The organism is Streptomyces sp. LE64 (assembly GCF_052606915.1).
The window spans coordinates 2,219,932-2,237,615 of the sequence record NZ_CP199708.1 but is presented as its reverse complement, the minus strand read 5'-3'; the positions used below and the strand labels follow the sequence as shown (position 1 = coordinate 2,237,615).

The window sequence follows — 17,684 nt, the reverse complement described above, 5'->3', positions numbered from 1 at the left end:
GGATACTGGAAGGCGCTGCAACGAGAGGGAAGGGCCACACACGTGACTGAGATCGAGATCGGGCGCGGAAAGCGCGGGCGCCGGGCGTACGCCTTCGACGACATCGCCGTCGTGCCGAGCCGCCGCACGCGCGACCCGAAGGAGGTCTCGATCGCCTGGCAGATCGACGCCTACCGCTTCGAGCTGCCGTTCCTGGCGGCTCCCATGGACTCGGTGGTCTCCCCGCAGACCGCGATCCGCATCGGTGAGCTCGGCGGGCTGGGCGTGCTGAACCTCGAAGGGCTGTGGACCCGCTACGAGGACCCGCAGCCGCTGCTGGACGAGATCGCGGAGCTGGACACGGCCACCGCGACCCGGCGGCTCCAGGAGGTGTACGCGGAGCCGATCAAGGAGGAGCTGATCGGTCGCCGCATCAAGGAGGTGCGCGACGCGGGCGTGGTGACCGCCGCGGCGCTGTCCCCGCAGCGGACCGCCCAGTTCTCCAAGGCCGTGGTGGACGCCGGGGTCGACATCTTCGTCATCCGCGGCACCACCGTCTCCGCGGAGCACGTCTCCGGCGCCGCCGAGCCGCTGAACCTGAAGCAGTTCATCTACGAGCTGGACGTGCCGGTGATCGTCGGCGGCTGCGCCACGTACACGGCCGCCCTGCACCTGATGCGGACCGGGGCGGCGGGCGTGCTCGTCGGCTTCGGCGGCGGCGCCGCGCACACCACCCGCAACGTGCTGGGCATCCAGGTGCCGATGGCGACCGCCGTCGCGGACGTGGCTGCGGCCCGCCGGGACTACCTCGACGAGTCCGGCGGCCGGTACGTGCACGTGATCGCCGACGGCGGCGTCGGCTGGTCCGGCGACCTGCCCAAGGCCATCGCCTGCGGCGCCGACTCGGTGATGGTCGGCTCGCCGCTGGCCCGCGCCACCGACGCGCCCGGCCAGGGCCGGCACTGGGGCATGGAGGCGGTGCACGAGGACGTGCCGCGCGGCAAGCTGGTGGACCTCGGTGCGGTCGGCACCACGGAGGAGATCCTCACCGGCCCGTCCCACATCCCCGACGGGTCCATGAACTTCTTCGGGGCGCTGCGCCGGGCCATGGCCACCACCGGCTACACCGAGCTGAAGGAGTTCCAGCGGGTCGAGGTCACGGTGGCCGACGCCCAGCACAAGCGGTGATCCGTACCCGCTGACCGGAGCGGTGTGGGGGTACTTCGGCCCGATGAACGGGGTCTGGAGTACCCCCATTTCCATGGCTCCGCCCGGTGTGCCGCCCGGGCCGGCGGGCCGCCGTCAGAGGCGGTGGGCCGTGCCGGTGGGGGTGGCGCCGGTGGTGTCCAGCAGGAGTTGGGCCTTGACCGCGAGGCCCTGGAGGTCGTAGGTGCGGTGGTGCTGGAGGAGCAGGGTGAGGTCGGCGTCGGCGGCGGACTCGTAGAGGGAATCCGCGCGGGGCACCGGACGGTCCAGGACGCTCCACGCGGGGACGTACGGGTCGTGGTAGCTCACCGAGGCGCCCAGGTCCATCAGGCGGACGGCGACCTCCCGGGCGGGTGAGCCCTGCCGGTCGGGCACGTCGGGCTTGTAGGTGACCCCGAGCAGCAGCACCCGGGCGCCCCGCGCCGACTTGCCGTGTTCGTTGAGCAGGGTCGCCGCGCGCTGGATCACGTACCGGGGCATCTGGCCGTTGACCTGCTGGGCGAGTTCGACCATGCGCAGCGGACGGACGGCGTGCTGGGGACCGGAGAGGTCCTGCGGCACCCCGTGGCCGCCCACCCCGGGCCCGGGGCGGAACGCGTGGAAGCCGAACGGTTTGGTCTCCGCGCAGCGGATGACGTCCCACAGGTCGACGCCCAGGTCGTGGCAGAGCACGGCCATCTCGTTGACGAGGGCGATGTTGACGTGCCGGAAGTTGGTCTCCAGCAGTTGGACGGTCTCGGCCTCCCGGGTGCCGCGGGCGCGGACGACCTTGTCGGTGAGGCGGCCGTAGAAGGCGGCGGCGGATTCGGTGCAGGCCGGCGTCAGCCCGCCGATGACCTTGGGGACGCCGGTCCACGGGTGGGTGCGGTTGCCGGGGTCCACCCGGCTGGGGGAGTACGCGAGGTGGAAGTCGCGGCCCGCGCGCAGGCCGGACCCCTCCTCCAGCAGGGGGCGGAGGAAGTCCTCGGTGGTGCCCGGGGGGACGGGGGACTCCAGGACGACCGTGGTGTGCGGGCGCAGCCGGGCGGCGAGGACGCGCGCCGCGTCACCCACCTGGGTGAGGTCGGGAGAGCCGTCCGCCCCGCGCGGTGCGGGGACGCAGATGGCGGCGGTGCGGACCCGGCCGAGGCCCTTGGGGTCGGTGGTGGGGGTGAACCCGCCGGCGAGCATCCGGCGCACCTCGGCGGTGGTGAGGACGCCGCCGTCGAGGACGGGGGCGGGGCCCGGGACGTGGCCGAGGGTGGGGATGCCGGCGGCCACGGCGGCCTGCGCCAGGGGCAGCCCCAGCGGGCCGAGGCCGATGACGGCGAGGTCTGCGGGCATGGCGGGGGCGTCCTTCCCAATAGCAGGAGCGGGAGGGGCGCGCAAGCCCGGTGGACAAGATGGACCAGCGCACTGTCAGACTAGGGGTAAATATGACCGTTATGTGGTATTTCCTGCGGTGACGCGCTGGGTGTCGCCGCCCCCGGCGGGCGCGGGCGGGAGTGTGGGCGTGCGCCCGCGCGGCGAGAATCGAAGCGCGGGGTGACCATGGCACCAGGGGCGGGTGCCGGTGTGCGGGGCGCACGGACGGGCACCCGCACGGGGCGGGGAACGACCCCGGACCGACGGGAGGCAGCGGTGAGGACAGCGACACTGGGCCCGGCGCAGCGCGCCGAATCGCTCGCGGCGATGGCCGAACGCGAACTGGACATCCTGGTCGTGGGCGCCGGCGTGGTCGGCGCCGGCACCGCACTGGACGCGGTGACCCGGGGCCTGTCCACCGGGCTGGTGGAGGCCCGGGACTGGGCCTCCGGCACCTCCAGCAGGTCCAGCAAACTGATCCACGGCGGACTGCGCTACCTGGAGATGCTGGACTTCGCCCTGGTCCGGGAGGCGCTGAAGGAACGTGGACTCCTCCTGGAACGCCTCGCCCCGCACCTGGTGAAGCCGGTGCCCTTCCTCTACCCCCTCCAGCACCAGGGGTGGGAACGCCTCTACGCGGGCTCCGGAGTCGCCCTCTACGACGCCATGTCCATGGCCAAGGGGCACGGCCGGGGCCTGCCCGTGCACCGCCACCTGAGCCGGCGCCACGCCCTGCGGGTGGCCCCCTGCCTGCGCAAGGACGCGCTCACCGGCGCCCTCCAGTACTACGACGCCCAGATGGACGACGCCCGCTACGTCGCCACCCTGGTCCGCACCGCCGCCGCCTACGGGGCGCAGGTCGCCAACCGGGCCCGGGTCGTCGGCTTCCTCCGCGAGGGCGAACGCGTCGTCGGCGCCAAGGTCCAGGACCTCGAAGGCGGCGGCGAGTACGAGGTCCGCGCCCAGCAGGTGGTCAACGCCACCGGCGTGTGGACCGACGACACCCAGGCCCTGGTCGGCGAGCGCGGCCAGTTCCACGTCCGCGCCTCCAAGGGCATCCACCTGGTCGTCCCCAAGGACCGCATCAACGCCGCCACCGGGCTCATCCTGCGCACCGAGAAGAGCGTCCTGTTCGTCATCCCCTGGGGCCGGCACTGGATCATCGGCACCACCGACACCGACTGGGACCTCGACAAGGCCCACCCGGCGGCCTCCAGCGCCGACATCGACTACCTGCTGGAGCACGTCAACTCGGTGCTCGCGGTCCCCCTCACCCGGGACGACGTCCAGGGCGTCTACGCCGGGCTGCGGCCCCTGCTCGCCGGGGAGTCCGACGCCACCAGCAAGCTCTCCCGCGAACACACCGTCGCCCACCCGGTGCCCGGCCTGGTGGTCGTCGCGGGCGGCAAGTACACCACCTACCGGGTGATGGCCAAGGACGCCGTCGACGAGGCGGTGCACGGCCTGGACCGCCGGGTCGCGGAGTGCGTCACCGAGGACGTGCCGCTGGTCGGCGCCGAGGGCTACCGCGCCCTGTGGAACGCCCGTGCCCGCACCGCCGCCCGCACCGGACTCCACGTGGTGCGCGTCGAACACCTGCTGAACCGGTACGGATCGCTGAGCGAGGAACTCCTCGACCTGGTCGTCGAGGATCCGGGCCTCGGGCAACCCCTCACCGGCGCCGACGACTACCTGCGCGCCGAAGTCGTCTACGCCGCCTCCCACGAGGGCGCCCGCCACCTCGACGACGTCCTCACCCGACGCACCCGCATCTCCATCGAGACCTTCGACCGGGGCACCCGCTGCGCCCGCGAGGCGGCGGAGTTGATGGCCCCGGTGCTCGGCTGGGACGCGGACCGGACCGACCGCGAGGTGCAGCACTACGAGAAGCGGGTGGAGGCCGAGCGGGAGTCCCAGCGGCAGCCGGACGACCTCACCGCGGACGCGGCGCGACTCGGCGCCCCCGACATCGTGCCGCTCGGCTGACCCCCCTAACTCCCGCCCCCCGGACGGCCGCTGACCGGGAGTGGCGCATGCCACGCCGCGCACCGGCTTGCCCTGCGGCGGCCGGCGGGGGACAGTGCCCGCACGGGGCGGCGCGCGCCGGCGCGGCCCGCGCCGCGGGCCCGGACCCGACGCCGGTCTTGCCCCGATCCGGTCCCCGGCGGTGCCGGACGACCCGGGGCGCCGGGCCGTCACCCGGTGGGGGACAATGAAGGCTCTGTCAGGGCGGGTTGCAGAGGGGACTCATGTCGGACGCGGAGCAGAGGGGCGGGGCCCGTCGGGAGGACGTGGCCGCTCCGACCGGGGGGCGCAGCGACGAGAGGCCCGGCGCACAGTCGGACACGCCCTCGACCACCCCAGCCCGTGCGGGGGCTGACGAACGATCGACGGACCGGGCGGCCCCGGAACCGGCGGCCGACGAACGCGGACGGGGTGCGGCCCGTTCCGCCGGGGGCGACCGACCGGCCACCGGCTACGCGGCCCGGGGCGGCCGGCCCGCGCCCCCGACCGGCGGACGGCTGCTCGCCGGCCGCTACCGCCTCGGCGACGTCCTCGGGCGCGGCGGCATGGGCACCGTCTGGCGCGCCGAGGACGAGACCCTCGGCCGGACCGTCGCGGTCAAGGAACTCCGCTTCCCCAACAGCATCGACGAGGAGGAGAAGCGCCGTCTGATCACCCGCACCCTGCGGGAGGCCAAGGCGATCGCACGCATCCGCAACAACAGCGCCGTCACCGTCTTCGACGTGGTCGACGAGGACGACCGGCCGTGGATCGTGATGGAACTCGTCGAGGGCAAGTCCCTGGCCGAGGCCATCCGCGAGGACGGCCTGCTCGAACCCCGGCGGGCCGCCGAAGTCGGCCTCGCCGTCCTCGACGTGCTGCGCGCCGCGCACCGCGAGGGCATCCTGCACCGGGACGTGAAGCCGTCCAACGTGCTCATCGCCGACGACGGCCGGGTGGTCCTCACCGACTTCGGCATCGCCCAGGTCGAGGGCGACCCGTCCATCACCTCCACCGGCATGCTCGTCGGTGCCCCCTCGTACATCTCGCCGGAGCGCGCCCGCGGCCACCGCCCCGGCCCGGCCGCCGACCTCTGGTCGCTGGGCGGGCTGATCTACGCCTCGGTGGAGGGCGTGCCGCCCTACGACAAGGGCTCCGCCATCGCGACCCTGACCGCGGTGATGACCGAACCCGTCGATCCGCCGCAGAACGCGGGTCCGCTGGAGGAGGTCATCTACGGGCTGTTGGAGAAGGACCCCGCACAGCGACTCGACGACGCCGGCGCGCGCGCCCTGCTCACCGCGGTGCTGAGCGCCCCGGACGCCCCCGCGGAGCCCCCCGCCGACCCCACGGTGCTCATCGCCATGCCGGTGGTGACCCCGGAGGCGCTGGCGCAGCGCACACCGGAGCGCAGGAAGCGGTCCCTGCGCAAGGCCCAGGGAGCCGGTGCGGCGGCCCTCGCCGCCGGCGGCGCGGTGGCGGCCCGGCCCGCCGGCCCGCCCCCCGTGCCGTCCGCGCCCCCGTCCCCGCCGGCGGCCCCGCCTCGCGGCCCGGCCGCCGGCGGGGCCTACGGGCCGTTGCCGGGCGCCACCGGCACCGGGTTCGCCCCCGCCCGGCCGGGCGCCACAGGCGGGCCGACCGCCCCGGGCGAGGCGGTGGCGAGCCGGTCCGCGCCGGGCGCCTCGCTCACCGACGTGGTGCCCCGGCGCACCCTGCTGGTGATCGCCGCCGTGGTGGCGCTCGCGGTGATAGCCGGCGTGGTGGCCCTCAGCCTGCGCGACGACGACCCGGGCACGGAGAGCAAGGGCAGTGACAAGGTCGCCGCCAGCGGCGCCGCGGAGGGCGCCGACACCGGGGCGAAGACCCCGGCGGAGGGGGCCGGCGGGAAGCAGCCGGATGCCGGCGAGCGGGGCGCCGACCCCGGCGAGGGCACCGCTCCGGGCGGCGGCCCGGACGGGGCGGCCACCGGCGAGAAGGGCGACGGGAAGGCGGACGAGGGCGCGGCGGACGCCAAGGAGGACGGGAAGGCCGATCCGGGGCGGGGCGCCGGCACCGGGGCGGCCGCCACCCACCGGCACGACCAGGGGTTCTCCGTGGGGCTGCCCGAGGGGTGGAAGTTCGCCTCGAACGGGCTCGGCGGCGCCCGGTACACCGGCCCGAACGGGCAGCGGCTGCTGGTCGGCTGGACCGCCACGCCCAAGGACGACGCCGTCGCCGACTGGCGCAACCAGGAGCGGGCCATGCGGCGCGCCCAGTACGAGCGGATCCGCATCGCGGCGGTCGACTACCGGGGGTGGGAGGCCGCCGACTGGGAGTTCACCTACGTCGAGGGCGGTACCACGTACCGGGTGAACAACCGGGGCTTCGTCGTCAACTCCCGTCAGGGGTACGCCCTGATGTACACCGCGAAGGCCGCCGACTGGAGCGGCGAGGAGCGCAAGCGGACCTGGCGGACCTTCACCGAGACCTTCCGGCCCAAGCCGTGACCCCCCGCCGCCCCCGCTCCTGACCCGGCGTCCGCCGCGGCCGCTGTCCGTACCGACCGGGTCCGTCCGGTTGTTCGGGAATGCGGACCGCCGGAACCTCGGGTTCCGCCCGCTGTCCCGGGTGAAGGTGCGACGAGATCCGTCATCCGTGCTCGACGTCCGGCCCGGGGCACGTATCGTGAAGGGTCGCGGACCGTACGCTACGGGCCGCGGACGCGCGACATACCGAACCGATCGACGGAAACCCGGACCACCGGACAGGGGGACGCCGTGGACGACTACGCGGGGCGCGTGCTCGCCAACCGCTACCGCCTGCCCCTCGCGCCGTCCGACGAGGAAGCGGCGTACCTGCGGGCGTTCGACACCCACAGCGGACAGGAAGTCCTGGTCCGCCAGGTCCCGTTGCCGGAGATCGTCGAGGCCGAGGTGCTCGACGCGGACGGACTGCCCGAGGGCTTCGCCCTCAACGAGTCGGGCCGCGCGGCCGTCGCCCGCGCCAGCGACCCCGCCGTGCGCCGGGCGATCGAGGCGGCCCAGGCCGCCGCCCACCTGCCCGACCACCCCCGGCTCGACCAGGTCTTCGACGTCTTCGCCGACGGCGGCTCGCTCTGGATCGTCAGCGAACTCGTCGCCGGCCGTCCCCTGTCGACGTACCTCGACGAGGAACTCCTGTCCCCCTACCGGGCCGCCGAGGTCGCCGCGGACATCCTCACCGGACTGCGCGCCCTGCACGCCCACGGCTGGGTCCACCGCAACATCACCGCCCGCACGGTGCTGGTCCTCGACGACGGCCGGGTCATGCTCACCGGGCTCGCCGCCGGCGCCGCCGAAGAGGCCCTGTGCGGATACGACCCGCGCCCCGACGCCGAGTCCGGCGGTGACCCGGCGGCCACCCCCCGCGGGCACGTCGACGACGGCTTCGGCCGGACGCCGGGCACCGGTCGGGCCACCGTCGCCGGCCCCTGGTCCGGTACCGGCCCGCTCCCCGGCCCGGACGCCCCGGGCGGCCCCGGCCGCACCTGGGCCGAGGCCACCGGTGCCGCCCCGCACCCCGGGGCCCCGGGCGAGCCGGGCCCCCGACTGCCCGCGGCCGGCACCGACGTCCGGGCCGCCCGCGCCGGGGCCATCGCCGCCTACCGGGCCGGCGCCCGGGCCGCCGCCCGGCTCAGCGAGGAACAGCGGAACGCGGGACTGCCCCCCGCCCCCGCCGAGTCCCCCGCCCCCCAGGCCCCGCACGGCCGGATCACCGACCCCTACGGCGTCCGCTCCGCCCCGGCGCCCGCGCCCGAGACGCCCTGGCACGGCGCCCTGCCCAGGGCCGCCGCCGACACCGCGCCGCTGCCCGTCGTCCCCGACCCGCTGCGGGTCCCGGCCCAGGCCGGGTCCCCGGCCGAGCCGACGACCCCGCCCGCCGGTGCCGAGGCCCCGGCCGGGGAGTGGGGCGAGCGGACCGGCGCACCGCGCCGGGGTCCCGCGAGCGCGCTCGCCGCCGAACGGGCCCGGCAGGCCCGGACGGCGCTCGTCGGACCGGTCACCGAACGCTGGGCCCCCGAACAGGCCGGCCCCGTCCACGAGAACTGGCAGCTCGCCGCGCCCATCGGCCCCTCGACCGACCTGTGGGCGCTCGGCGCGCTGCTCTTCCGGGCCGTGCAGGGCCACGCCCCGTACCCCGAGGACAGCACCGCCGAACTCGTCCAGCTGGTCTGTGCGGAACCGCCGGCGTTCGCCGAGGAGTGCGGACCGCTGCGGCCGGTCGTGGAGTCGCTGCTCCGTCAGGACCCCACCGAACGACCCGACTTCGAGGAACTGCGCGGCTGGCTGCGCTCCCTGGTCCGCTCGGCGCCCGAGCCGGACTCCGGGACCCTGGTGGTCGACCTGCCGCCGCCCGACCCGCGGCGGCTGCCGATCGTGCGCCGGCGCGGCGAACTCCTGCGCCGGCGCAAGAAGCGCGCCCGCGCCGCCGAGGCCCCGCCCCGGCACCGCAAGCGGGACCAGGACCGCGCGGAGCGGCCCGACGCCGCCCCGGGGCGCCCGCGTCGGCAGAAGCGCGCCGGCCGCCCGGCGCCCGCCCGGCTCGGGCGGACCCTCCTGGTGCTGGTGATGGCCGGGCTCGCCGGGGTGGTCGCCTACGCCCTGGTGTTCATGCCCGAGGCCGACCCCGAGGCCGGCGGCCAGCGGACCAGTTCCCTCGGCGCCGGCCCGACCCCCGCCGCGGGGGAGCCGAAGGGTCCCGACCCCGCCGCCGACCGGGACGCCGGGGCGGACCGCGAGCCCGAGGAGTCCCGCCGGCCCGACAAGGCCGGCACCCCGGTGCCCGACGCCGCACAGCCCGCCGTCCCGGACGGCTTCGCCCTCCGCAAGGACGCCGAGGGCTTCCGGGTCGCCGTCCCCAACGGTTGGGAACGCCAGGCCAAGAACGCCAGCGGACAGATCGTCTACACCGACGGCACCTTCCAACTCCTGCTGGTCCCGGGGCGGGACGCGGTCTCCGAGTACGGTCCCGAGCCCCTGGCCTACATGCGGGAGAGCCAGCGCGAACTCGGGCCCTTCCGGGACTCGACCTGGTCCACCTCCAGCGGCATGCGCACCATCGAGGTCGGCGGACAGATCAGCGGCGAGGGCCAGTTCACCTGGACCGACTCCGGTGGCGGCGAACTCTTCGTGCGCAACCGGGCGATCATCGTCGACGGCCGCTACCACATCGTCCAGATGCGCGGGCCGGAGGGCGAGCGCGACCAGGTGACCCGGCTCTACGAACAGGCCGCCGCCACCTACCAGGCCAAGGGCTGACCCACGTGTTCCCCCACCGCGTCGGGCTCCTTACCCTGGGTGCCTGTCACCACACCACGGGGGAACGTGAACCAGATGAACGGCGTGCTGCTCGCAGGGCGTTACCGGATCCAGGAGTGCATAGGCCGCGGCGGCATGGGGCGGGTGTGGCGCGCCCGTGACGAGGTGCTGCACCGCACCGTGGCCGTCAAGGAGTTGACGGCGGCCCTGTACGCCGCCGAACGCGACCGGCCGGTCCTGCTCGACCGCACCCGGGCCGAGGCCCGGGCCGCCGCCCGGATCACCCATCCCGCGGTCGTGACCGTGCACGACGTCCTCGAACACGACGAACGCCCCTGGATCGTGATGGAGCTGGTCGAAGGCGGCTCGCTGGCCGACGCCATCCAGGAGCAGGGCCGGGTGGACGCCGAACGGTCCGCCCGCACCGGACTGTGGGTCGCCCGGGCGCTGCGGGCCGCCCACGAGGCCGGGGTGCTGCACCGGGACGTCAAGCCCGCCAACGTGCTGCTGGCCGAGGACGGGCGGGTGCTGCTCACCGACTTCGGCATCGCCCAGGTCGACGGCGACAGCGGCATGACCAAAACCGGGGAGATCGTCGGCTCCGTCGACTACCTCGCCCCCGAGCGGGTGCGCGGCGGCGAACCGGGAGCCGCCGCCGACCTGTGGGCGCTCGGCGCCACCCTCTACACCGCCGTCGAAGGCGTCTCCCCGTTCCGCCGGCCCAGCGCGCTCGGCACCTTCCAGGCCGTCGTCGACGAGGAGCCCGCACCGCCCGCGCACGCCGGACCGCTCACCCCGGTGATCGCCGCCCTGCTGCGCAAGGACCCGGAGGCCCGGCCCGACGCCGAGGAGGTGGAGCGGATGCTCGCCGAGGCGGCCGAGGGCCGCTGGCCGGTGGAGACCGGCCCCGCCGCCGGCTACACCCCGACCCGCCCGGTGGACCCGGCGGCCCTCGCCGCGCTGGCCGCCGCTCCGCCGCCCGTCGAACCCGCCGCCCCGCCGGCCCCCGGCCGGCCCGGGGGCTCCGGGGCCGCCGCCGCGCTGTCCGCCGCGCCCACCACCTCCACCCCGATGACCTCCACCCCGCTGCCGCCGCCCCCGCCCGTGGCGCCCGCGCACACCCCGCCCGCCCCGACCCCGCTCCCGGCGCCGCCCGCCCCGGCCCGCCGGCCCCGCTGGTACGGGGTCCTCGCCGGGGCCGCCGCCGTGGTGGTCCTCAGCGTGGGCGGGGCACTGGTGCTGCGGTACGTGGACCAGGAGCGGAAGGACACCGCCGCGCCGACCGTCAGCGCGAGCCCCTCCGGCGAGGCCGGTGCACCGCCCGCCGACCCGCGCACCCCTGCGACGAACACCCCCGCCAAGGTCCCCGAGGGCGGGGCCGGCACCCCGAGCACGGTCGGTTCCCCGACGCCGGCGGTCACCGCCGACGGCGCGGACACGGTGCCCGCCGGCTGGACGCGGGTGACCGATCCGACGGGCTTCAGCCTCGCCGTCCCCCAGGGCTGGGAACGAACGGTGACGAACGGTCAGATCGACTACACCCCGGACGGCGGCGAGCGCCTGCTGAGGATCGGCGTGGTCACCCAACCCGACTTCGACAGCTCGTACACCCACCTGTTGGACCTGGAGAGCCAGCTCTCCTCCCGGCTGACCGACTACACCCGGGCCGACCTGCGGCCCAACACCTTCCGGGACCGCCCCGGCGCCCACTGGGAGTTCAGCTGGATCTCCGGCGGCAGCGAGACCGCACCCGGCCCCCGCCGGGCGATAGAGCAGGCGTACATCAGCCGTGATGGGGTCGAGTACGCCATCTACATGTCCGGTCCCGAGGCGGATTGGCCGACCCTGCGCGAACACTTCCGGACGGTGCTGGGGAGCTGGCGGGAGCAGCCCGACGGAACCTGACCTGGGCCCCCCGACTGTGGTGCATGATGGGCTGCATGGGGACCGAGGGGGGCCGTGAAAAGGCCGACATGGGTGCCAAGTCCCGACTCATAGACGGGCGTTACCTGCTGAAATCCCGCCTCGGGCGGGGCGGCATGGGCGTCGTGTGGGGCGCCGAGGACCAACTCCTCGGCCGCCTGGTCGCGGTGAAGAGACTGGACGCCGATCCCACCCTCCGGGGCGCCGCCGCCCGCCGGGTGCGCGCCCGCACCCTGCGGGAGGCGCGGGCCGTCGCCGCCCTGCGGCACCCGAACGTGGTGGTCGTCCACGACGTGGTGGAGCACGACGAGGACGCCTACATCGTGATGGAGCTGGTGACGGGCGGCTCGCTCGCCGACCGGGTGGCAGCCCACGGCCCCCGACCGGTCGAGGAGGTCGCCCGCATCGGGCTGGCCCTGCTCGGCGCCCTGCGCGCCGCGCACGCCGCCGGCGTCCTGCACCGCGACCTCAAGCCCGACAACGTGCTGCTGGAGGCCGGCTCGGACCGGGTCGTCCTCACCGACTTCGGGGTGGCCAGGGTGCCGGGCGCCGGGACCCTCACCGAGGACGGCCTCTTCGTCGGCTCGCCCGAGTACAGCGCGCCCGAACGGGTCTCCGGCGGCCCGGGCGGCCCGGAGGCCGACCTGTGGTCGCTGGGGGCGCTGCTGTGCACGGCGCTGACCGGGCGCTCGCCGTTCCGGCGCGGCTCGCTCAGCGGCACCCTGCACGCGGTCGTGGTCGAGGAGGTCCGCCCGCCCGCCGAGGCGGGGCCGCTGCTGCCGGTGGTCGCCGGCCTGCTGGAGCGCGACCCCGCCCGCCGGTTGGGGGTGGCGGAGGCCGAACGCCTGCTGCACGCGGCCCTCGCCGGGGCGCCGGTCCCCGGCACCCCGCCCGCGGCCGGAGCGGACCGCCGGTCCGCCGCCGCTCCGGAACCGGAGTCGGTGCCCGGCGCCCTCCCCGAGGAGGCGCCGCTGCCGGTGGTGCACCCGGTGCCGTCCGGCGGCGTCGCGGCCCCCGAACCGGTCGACCGCGAGCCGGTGGCCCCGGTGCCCGCCGCCCCGGCCCGGATGCCCCGCGGCACGGTGCTGGTCGCGGTGCTGGCCGCCGCGGTGGCGGGGGCCGTGGTCGCGGGCGGGGTGGCGCTGTTCGACCTGGGGCGGCACGGCGACGACCGCCCCGTGGTCGCGGGCCCGACCTCGCTCCGGACCCCGGCGGCCACCTCCTCCGTCCCACCGGCCCGTCCCGCCGGCCCGGGCCGGAGCGCGCCCCGGCCCGGCACCACCCACCCCGGCAACGACACCCGGCAGGCCGGCCCCCGCGGTGCGCTGCCGAGCGCCACCCCGTCCCGGGCCCCGGGCGCCGTGGGCGCCCCGGCCGCGGTCGCCCCGGCGAGCACCCCCACCACGGCCCCGCCGGCCGGCCGGGCCGTGCGGGCGCCCGGTGGATACCGGCTGGTCGAGGACCCGGCCGGGTTCACCCTCGCCGTTCCGCAGGGCTTCGCCCGGTTCACCCGGGGCGAGCGCACCGGCTACGCCTCGCCCGACGGCACGGTCCGCATCGAGGTCCGCACCGCCGCCCGCCACCCCGACGGACCGGCCGGGGCGCTGCGCGCGGAGCACGACACCGGCAAGGACCGCACGGCCGAGGTGCGCACCACCACCCACCGGGGCCTGCCGGCGGCCCGCTGGGAGCGCCTCGCCGACGGCGGCAAGGGGAAGGACGGCGAACGGCTCACCGCCGACCTCGCCTGGCAGGACGCCGACCGCCTGGTCCTCCTCCGGGTCACCGCCCCGGCCGGGGACGCCGCGCGGGCGCGGGCGCACCTGGCCACCGCCGCCGACACCCTCCGGTTCCGCTGACGGCCCCGGGCCCGGCGGCCCCGGAGGTTACCGTCGAGTATCCAAATCCGGGGACGGGCGCCTACGCTCACGTCCATGACGGATTCGCCGACCACCGCGCCCGCCCCGAGCCCGCCCGCCGGGTCGGCGGCGCACCGCAACCCCACCGCCGCCACCCCGCCCGGCGCCCGCACCCCGGCCGAGGTGGTGACCCCCGCCCTGGTGGCCCGGCTCACCCGCGACGTGCCCGGCGAGCAGCGCACCGTCACCCGCACCCCGCTCACCGGCGCCGACCTGGCGGAGCTGCCGCAGGCCGCCCCCGAGGACGTGGCGACCGCCTTCGCCGCCGCCCGCGCCGCCCGGCCGGCCTGGGCCGCCCTCCCGGTCCGCCGCCGGGCCGCGGTCCTGCTGCGCTTCCACGACCTGCTGCTGAGCCGGCAGGACGAGGTCCTCGACCTGATCCAGGTGGAGACCGGCAAGACCCGGCTGCACGCCCACGAGGAGATCCAGGCGGTGGCCGTCGCCGCCCGCCACTACGGCCTGCGCGCGGCGGCCCACCTGCGGCCCCGGCGCCACCTCGGGGCGCTGCCCGTCTTCACCCGGGCCACCGAACTGCGCCGGCCGCGCGGAGTGGTGGGCCAGATCGCCCCGTGGAACTACCCGCTGGAGCTGTCGATCGGCGACGCCCTGCCCGCGTTCGCGGCGGGCAACGCCCTGGTCATGAAGCCGGACACGCAGACCGCGCTGACCGCCCTGTGGGCGCGGGGCCTGTTGGTCGAGGCGGGCCTGCCGGCGGGGGTCTTCCGGATCGTCCTCGGCGAGGGCCCGGTGATCGGGCCCGAGATGGTGCGGCACGCCGACTACGTCTCCTTCACCGGCTCCACCGCCACCGGCCGCGAGGTCGCCCGGGGCGCCGCCGACCGGCTGATCGGCGCCTCCCTGGAGCTCGGTGGCAAGAACGCGATGCTGGTACTGGCCGACGCTGACGTGGCGCGGGCGGCGGCCGGCGCGGTCCGCGCCTGCTTCTCGTCCGCCGGCCAACTCTGCGTCTCCATCGAGCGGTTGTACGTCCACGAGTCGGTGGCGGACGCCTTCCTGGAGCGGTTCGTGGCCCGGACCCGGGCGCTGCGGCTGGGCACCGCCCTCGCCTACGGGACGGACCTGGGCTCCCTGGTCGGCCCCCGTCAACTGGCTACCGTCACCGCGCACGTGGACCAGGCGGTGGCCGCCGGCGCCCGGGTCCTCACCGGCGGGGCGGCGCGCCCCGACGTCGGCCCCTACTTCTACGAGCCGACCGTCCTGGAGGGGGTGGCGCCCGGGATGGCGGTGCACGGGCAGGAGACCTTCGGGCCGGTGGTCTCGGTGTACCGCTTCGCCGAGGAGCGGGACGCGGTGGCCCGTGCCAACGCCACGCCGTACGGGCTCAACTCCTCGGTGTGGACCCGGGACGCCCGCCGGGGCCGGGCGATCGCCGCCCGGCTGCGCACCGGCACCGTGAACGTCAACGAGGGCTACGCGGCGGCGTACGGCAGCGCCGGCGCCCCCATGGGCGGGATGAAGGACTCCGGTCTGGGCCGTCGTCACGGCTCCGAGGGCATCCTCAGGTACACCGAGGCGCAGACCGTCGCCGAGCAGCGGATCCTGCCGCTGGGGCCGGCGTTCGGCATGACCGACGCCCGGTACGCCGAGTTGATGAACCGCGGGCTGCGGGCGCTGCGGACCCTCCGGCTGCGCTGACCGGCCGGGCGCCACGTCTGGGGGGCGGTTACGCCCTGGTGTCGGCGGCCTTGCGCCGGCGCACGTACAGCAGTGCGCCCGCACCGGCCAGGACGGCGACGCCGCCGATGGCGCCGATGGTCGGCAGGGCCGAGGAGGAGCCGGTGGCGGCGAGGTTGCCGGTGATCGGCTGCTGGTCCACCCCGCCCTGCGGGCGGGAGCCGGTGCCCTCCCCGGGGCCCTTGCCCGGTCCGGGGCGGGCGGTGCCCTCGCCGGGTTCGGCCTCGCCCGGCTCCTCGTTGCTGCTGCCCGGCGCGAGGACGGTGAAGTACAGGTCGGACCCGAGACCGTCCACGACGCAGGCCTCGCCGTTCACGGCGTCCACGTAGCCGCCGGAGCCGAAGGCGTACCCGTCGCCGACCGGGGCGTCCTTCCGGATCGACAGGCGCAGCTTGCTGGTGAGGTAGTCCTGCGGCTTCATGGTCTCGACGCCGGTGAAGTAGCCGCCGGCCCACTCGATCACGACGTCCGTCTCGAACTCCTCGGTGCCGCGGATCTCGCGCCAGCGGCCGTCCTCCGGGTCGAAGTACTGGAGCGAGGCGTAGGGCGAGAGGAACTCGTTCACGTCGTCGATCTCGAAGTTCTCCACCTCGGCGTAGAACGCGACGTCGTTGAGGGTCGCCTCGGAGGTGTTGGTGGAGGTCATCGTGAACTCGTGCCAGCCGGAGCCGGCGACGATCCGCCCGGGCAACCCGCTCACCTCGGTGGTGAGGGCCGGGTCCTCGTCGCCCCGCTCGTCGTCGAGCATGCCGCACCAGGGCAGCTCGTCGGGGTTCTGGGGCTCCCCGTCCTCGCCGTCCGTGGCGTCGGGGGCCGGCGAGGACGGGGCCGAGGAGGGAGAGGCGGGCGCGCTCGCCGATTCGGTGGCCGCGTCCCCCTCGGCGGCGTCGGCCTCCCCGGGCTTCTCCGCCGTTCCGGACGGCGTCGCGGACGTGGACGCGGAGGCGGACGGGGTGGTCGAGGCGTCGGTGGACGGCGTGCTCGACGCGTCCCCGTCCGTCGACGGGGACGGGCTCGGCGAGGTCGACGCCTCGGCGGAGGTGCTGGTGTCGGGTTCCGTGGCCACCGCCACCGGTGCGGACAGCAGGACGACCGGGGCCAGGGCTGCGGTGGCGGTCGCCAGGACCATGGCGCGGCGGAGCTTCATACGACCTCGTCACGTACGCGACGCCGGGGGCGCCAGGGGTGGGGAACTCCGCGCGGACGCGGACGGGGCCCCGGTGTCAGAAGGTGTGACACGTGCTGCGGTGCGATGGTTGTCCGCCCACCCGACAGTTTCCTGTGTGTCGTGGATCACTAGGTCCGGTGCGGGCACGGCGAAGGCCCCGCGGTGCGGGGCCGCGGGGCCTTCGGGGCGGCGGTGACGTCAGGGCAGCGTCAGCGCCGCACGGGCGGCGCCGGGAGGGGGGAGGGCGGCGCCGCGGGAGGGAGGTGCGGGGGAGTGCGGGTGGTGCGAACGTGCGGGCGGGACCGGCCCCCGGATACGGCCGACCCCGGGCGTCCCCGGAGCCGGCCGTTCACTGGGGTGACCGGGCTGCTGTCCCCTGCCGTCCGGTCACGGACGCCGGAGCGAGGTCCCACGACCTGCGGCACGATCCGCACGTCTCATCGCTCCGGCCGAGCCACGCGTGGTGCTCGCCCGCCCCTGGCTGGCACGGACACCCGGACCAACGACGTCCGCGCCGCACCGGTCACGCTCCGTACGGGTGAGAGCGGCCCCGAACTCAGATGCGACCCCGACAGAGTTCCAGCAGGGTCATCGCGAGCGCGGTGCCCGGCTTGCCCAGCGCCCCGCGGAAGTGGTCGAGCACCTCCATCTCCCGGGAGAGGTTCACCCGGCGCCCGCCGGAGGCGATCCGGGTCTGCTGGATCACCGCGGAGACCGCGATGCGTTCCTGCACCAGGCCGATGATCCGGTCGTCCAGGGCGTCGATGCGTTCCCGGGCCCCGGCGATGGTCCCGGCGGCCTCCTCGGTGCGGGCGCCGGTGCGCTCGGGGGTGTCGGGCGCGGGGGTGCGCTGCGGGTCGGTCGTGGTGGCGGTGCTGGTCACGGGTGCTCCTCGGGGTGGGTGGGGCGGGGGAGCCGCGGGCCGACCCGGTCCGGGAACGACCAGGCGCCCCGGGCCTTGTCGGCCCGGGGCGCCTGGAGAGTGCTCGTCTAGATGATCAAGCAGCACGACCACGGCAGCCGGCGGGCCGGTTGCCATAGGTAAAGACGGAGGTCGGGTGTGCGATCACCGGGCCAGTATGCCCGGACGTCCGCGGGCCCGGCCAGTCCGCCCCGGACCCGCTCGGATGCTGAGACGCGGGGGTCCGCGGAGGCCCCGTTAGAATCGGG

The 17,684-nt window shown here is 76.1% G+C and carries 10 protein-coding genes; 7 read left to right on the top strand and 3 right to left on the bottom strand.

Annotated features, from left to right (window positions below; translation table 11 throughout):
* The first annotated feature begins 42 nt into the window (after positions 1-42).
* The gene (locus ACSMX9_RS09875) at positions 43-1,167 is read left to right on the top strand and encodes a GuaB3 family IMP dehydrogenase-related protein (protein ID WP_351244392.1); all 1,125 of its coding nucleotides are present in this window, start codon (positions 43-45) and stop codon (positions 1,165-1,167) included.
* A gap of 114 nt (positions 1,168-1,281) precedes the next feature.
* On the opposite strand, the gene ACSMX9_RS09870 is transcribed toward ACSMX9_RS09875, so the two are convergent.
* Positions 1,282-2,508, bottom strand: a complete 1,227-nt coding sequence (locus ACSMX9_RS09870; protein ID WP_445401697.1) for a nucleotide sugar dehydrogenase — start codon at positions 2,506-2,508, stop codon at positions 1,282-1,284.
* A gap of 297 nt (positions 2,509-2,805) precedes the next feature.
* Between ACSMX9_RS09870 and ACSMX9_RS09865 the strand changes: the two genes are divergently transcribed.
* From ACSMX9_RS09865 to ACSMX9_RS09840, 6 genes are all read left to right on the top strand, one after another.
* Positions 2,806-4,515, top strand: a complete 1,710-nt coding sequence (locus ACSMX9_RS09865) for a glycerol-3-phosphate dehydrogenase/oxidase (RefSeq protein WP_351244388.1) — start codon at positions 2,806-2,808, stop codon at positions 4,513-4,515.
* A gap of 263 nt (positions 4,516-4,778) precedes the next feature.
* Complete coding sequence (locus ACSMX9_RS09860; protein ID WP_445401695.1) at positions 4,779-7,019, top strand: protein kinase domain-containing protein; 2,241 nt, start codon at positions 4,779-4,781, stop codon at positions 7,017-7,019.
* Between the two features lie 270 nt (positions 7,020-7,289).
* A complete protein-coding gene (locus tag ACSMX9_RS09855; protein ID WP_445401694.1) occupies positions 7,290-9,809 on the top strand; it encodes a protein kinase domain-containing protein in 2,520 nt (839 codons plus the stop codon).
* Positions 9,810-9,884: 75 nt separating this feature from the next.
* Positions 9,885-11,714: a serine/threonine-protein kinase gene (locus tag ACSMX9_RS09850; RefSeq protein ID WP_445402947.1), complete on the top strand. Its 1,830-nt coding sequence runs from the start codon at positions 9,885-9,887 to the stop codon at positions 11,712-11,714.
* Positions 11,715-11,749: 35 nt separating this feature from the next.
* Positions 11,750-13,591, top strand: a complete 1,842-nt coding sequence (locus ACSMX9_RS09845) for a protein kinase domain-containing protein (RefSeq protein WP_445401692.1) — start codon at positions 11,750-11,752, stop codon at positions 13,589-13,591.
* A gap of 75 nt (positions 13,592-13,666) precedes the next feature.
* Positions 13,667-15,307: a succinic semialdehyde dehydrogenase gene (locus tag ACSMX9_RS09840; protein WP_445401691.1), complete on the top strand. Its 1,641-nt coding sequence runs from the start codon at positions 13,667-13,669 to the stop codon at positions 15,305-15,307.
* Between the two features lie 28 nt (positions 15,308-15,335).
* On the opposite strand, the gene ACSMX9_RS09835 is transcribed toward ACSMX9_RS09840, so the two are convergent.
* Together ACSMX9_RS09835 and ACSMX9_RS09830 are read right to left on the bottom strand one after the other, a co-directional pair.
* Positions 15,336-16,493, bottom strand: a complete 1,158-nt coding sequence (locus ACSMX9_RS09835; RefSeq protein ID WP_445401690.1) for an LAETG motif-containing sortase-dependent surface protein — start codon at positions 16,491-16,493, stop codon at positions 15,336-15,338.
* Between the two features lie 577 nt (positions 16,494-17,070).
* Positions 17,071-17,397: a chorismate mutase gene (locus ACSMX9_RS09830; RefSeq protein WP_445401689.1), complete on the bottom strand. Its 327-nt coding sequence runs from the start codon at positions 17,395-17,397 to the stop codon at positions 17,071-17,073.
* Positions 17,398-17,684 lie beyond the last annotated feature (287 nt).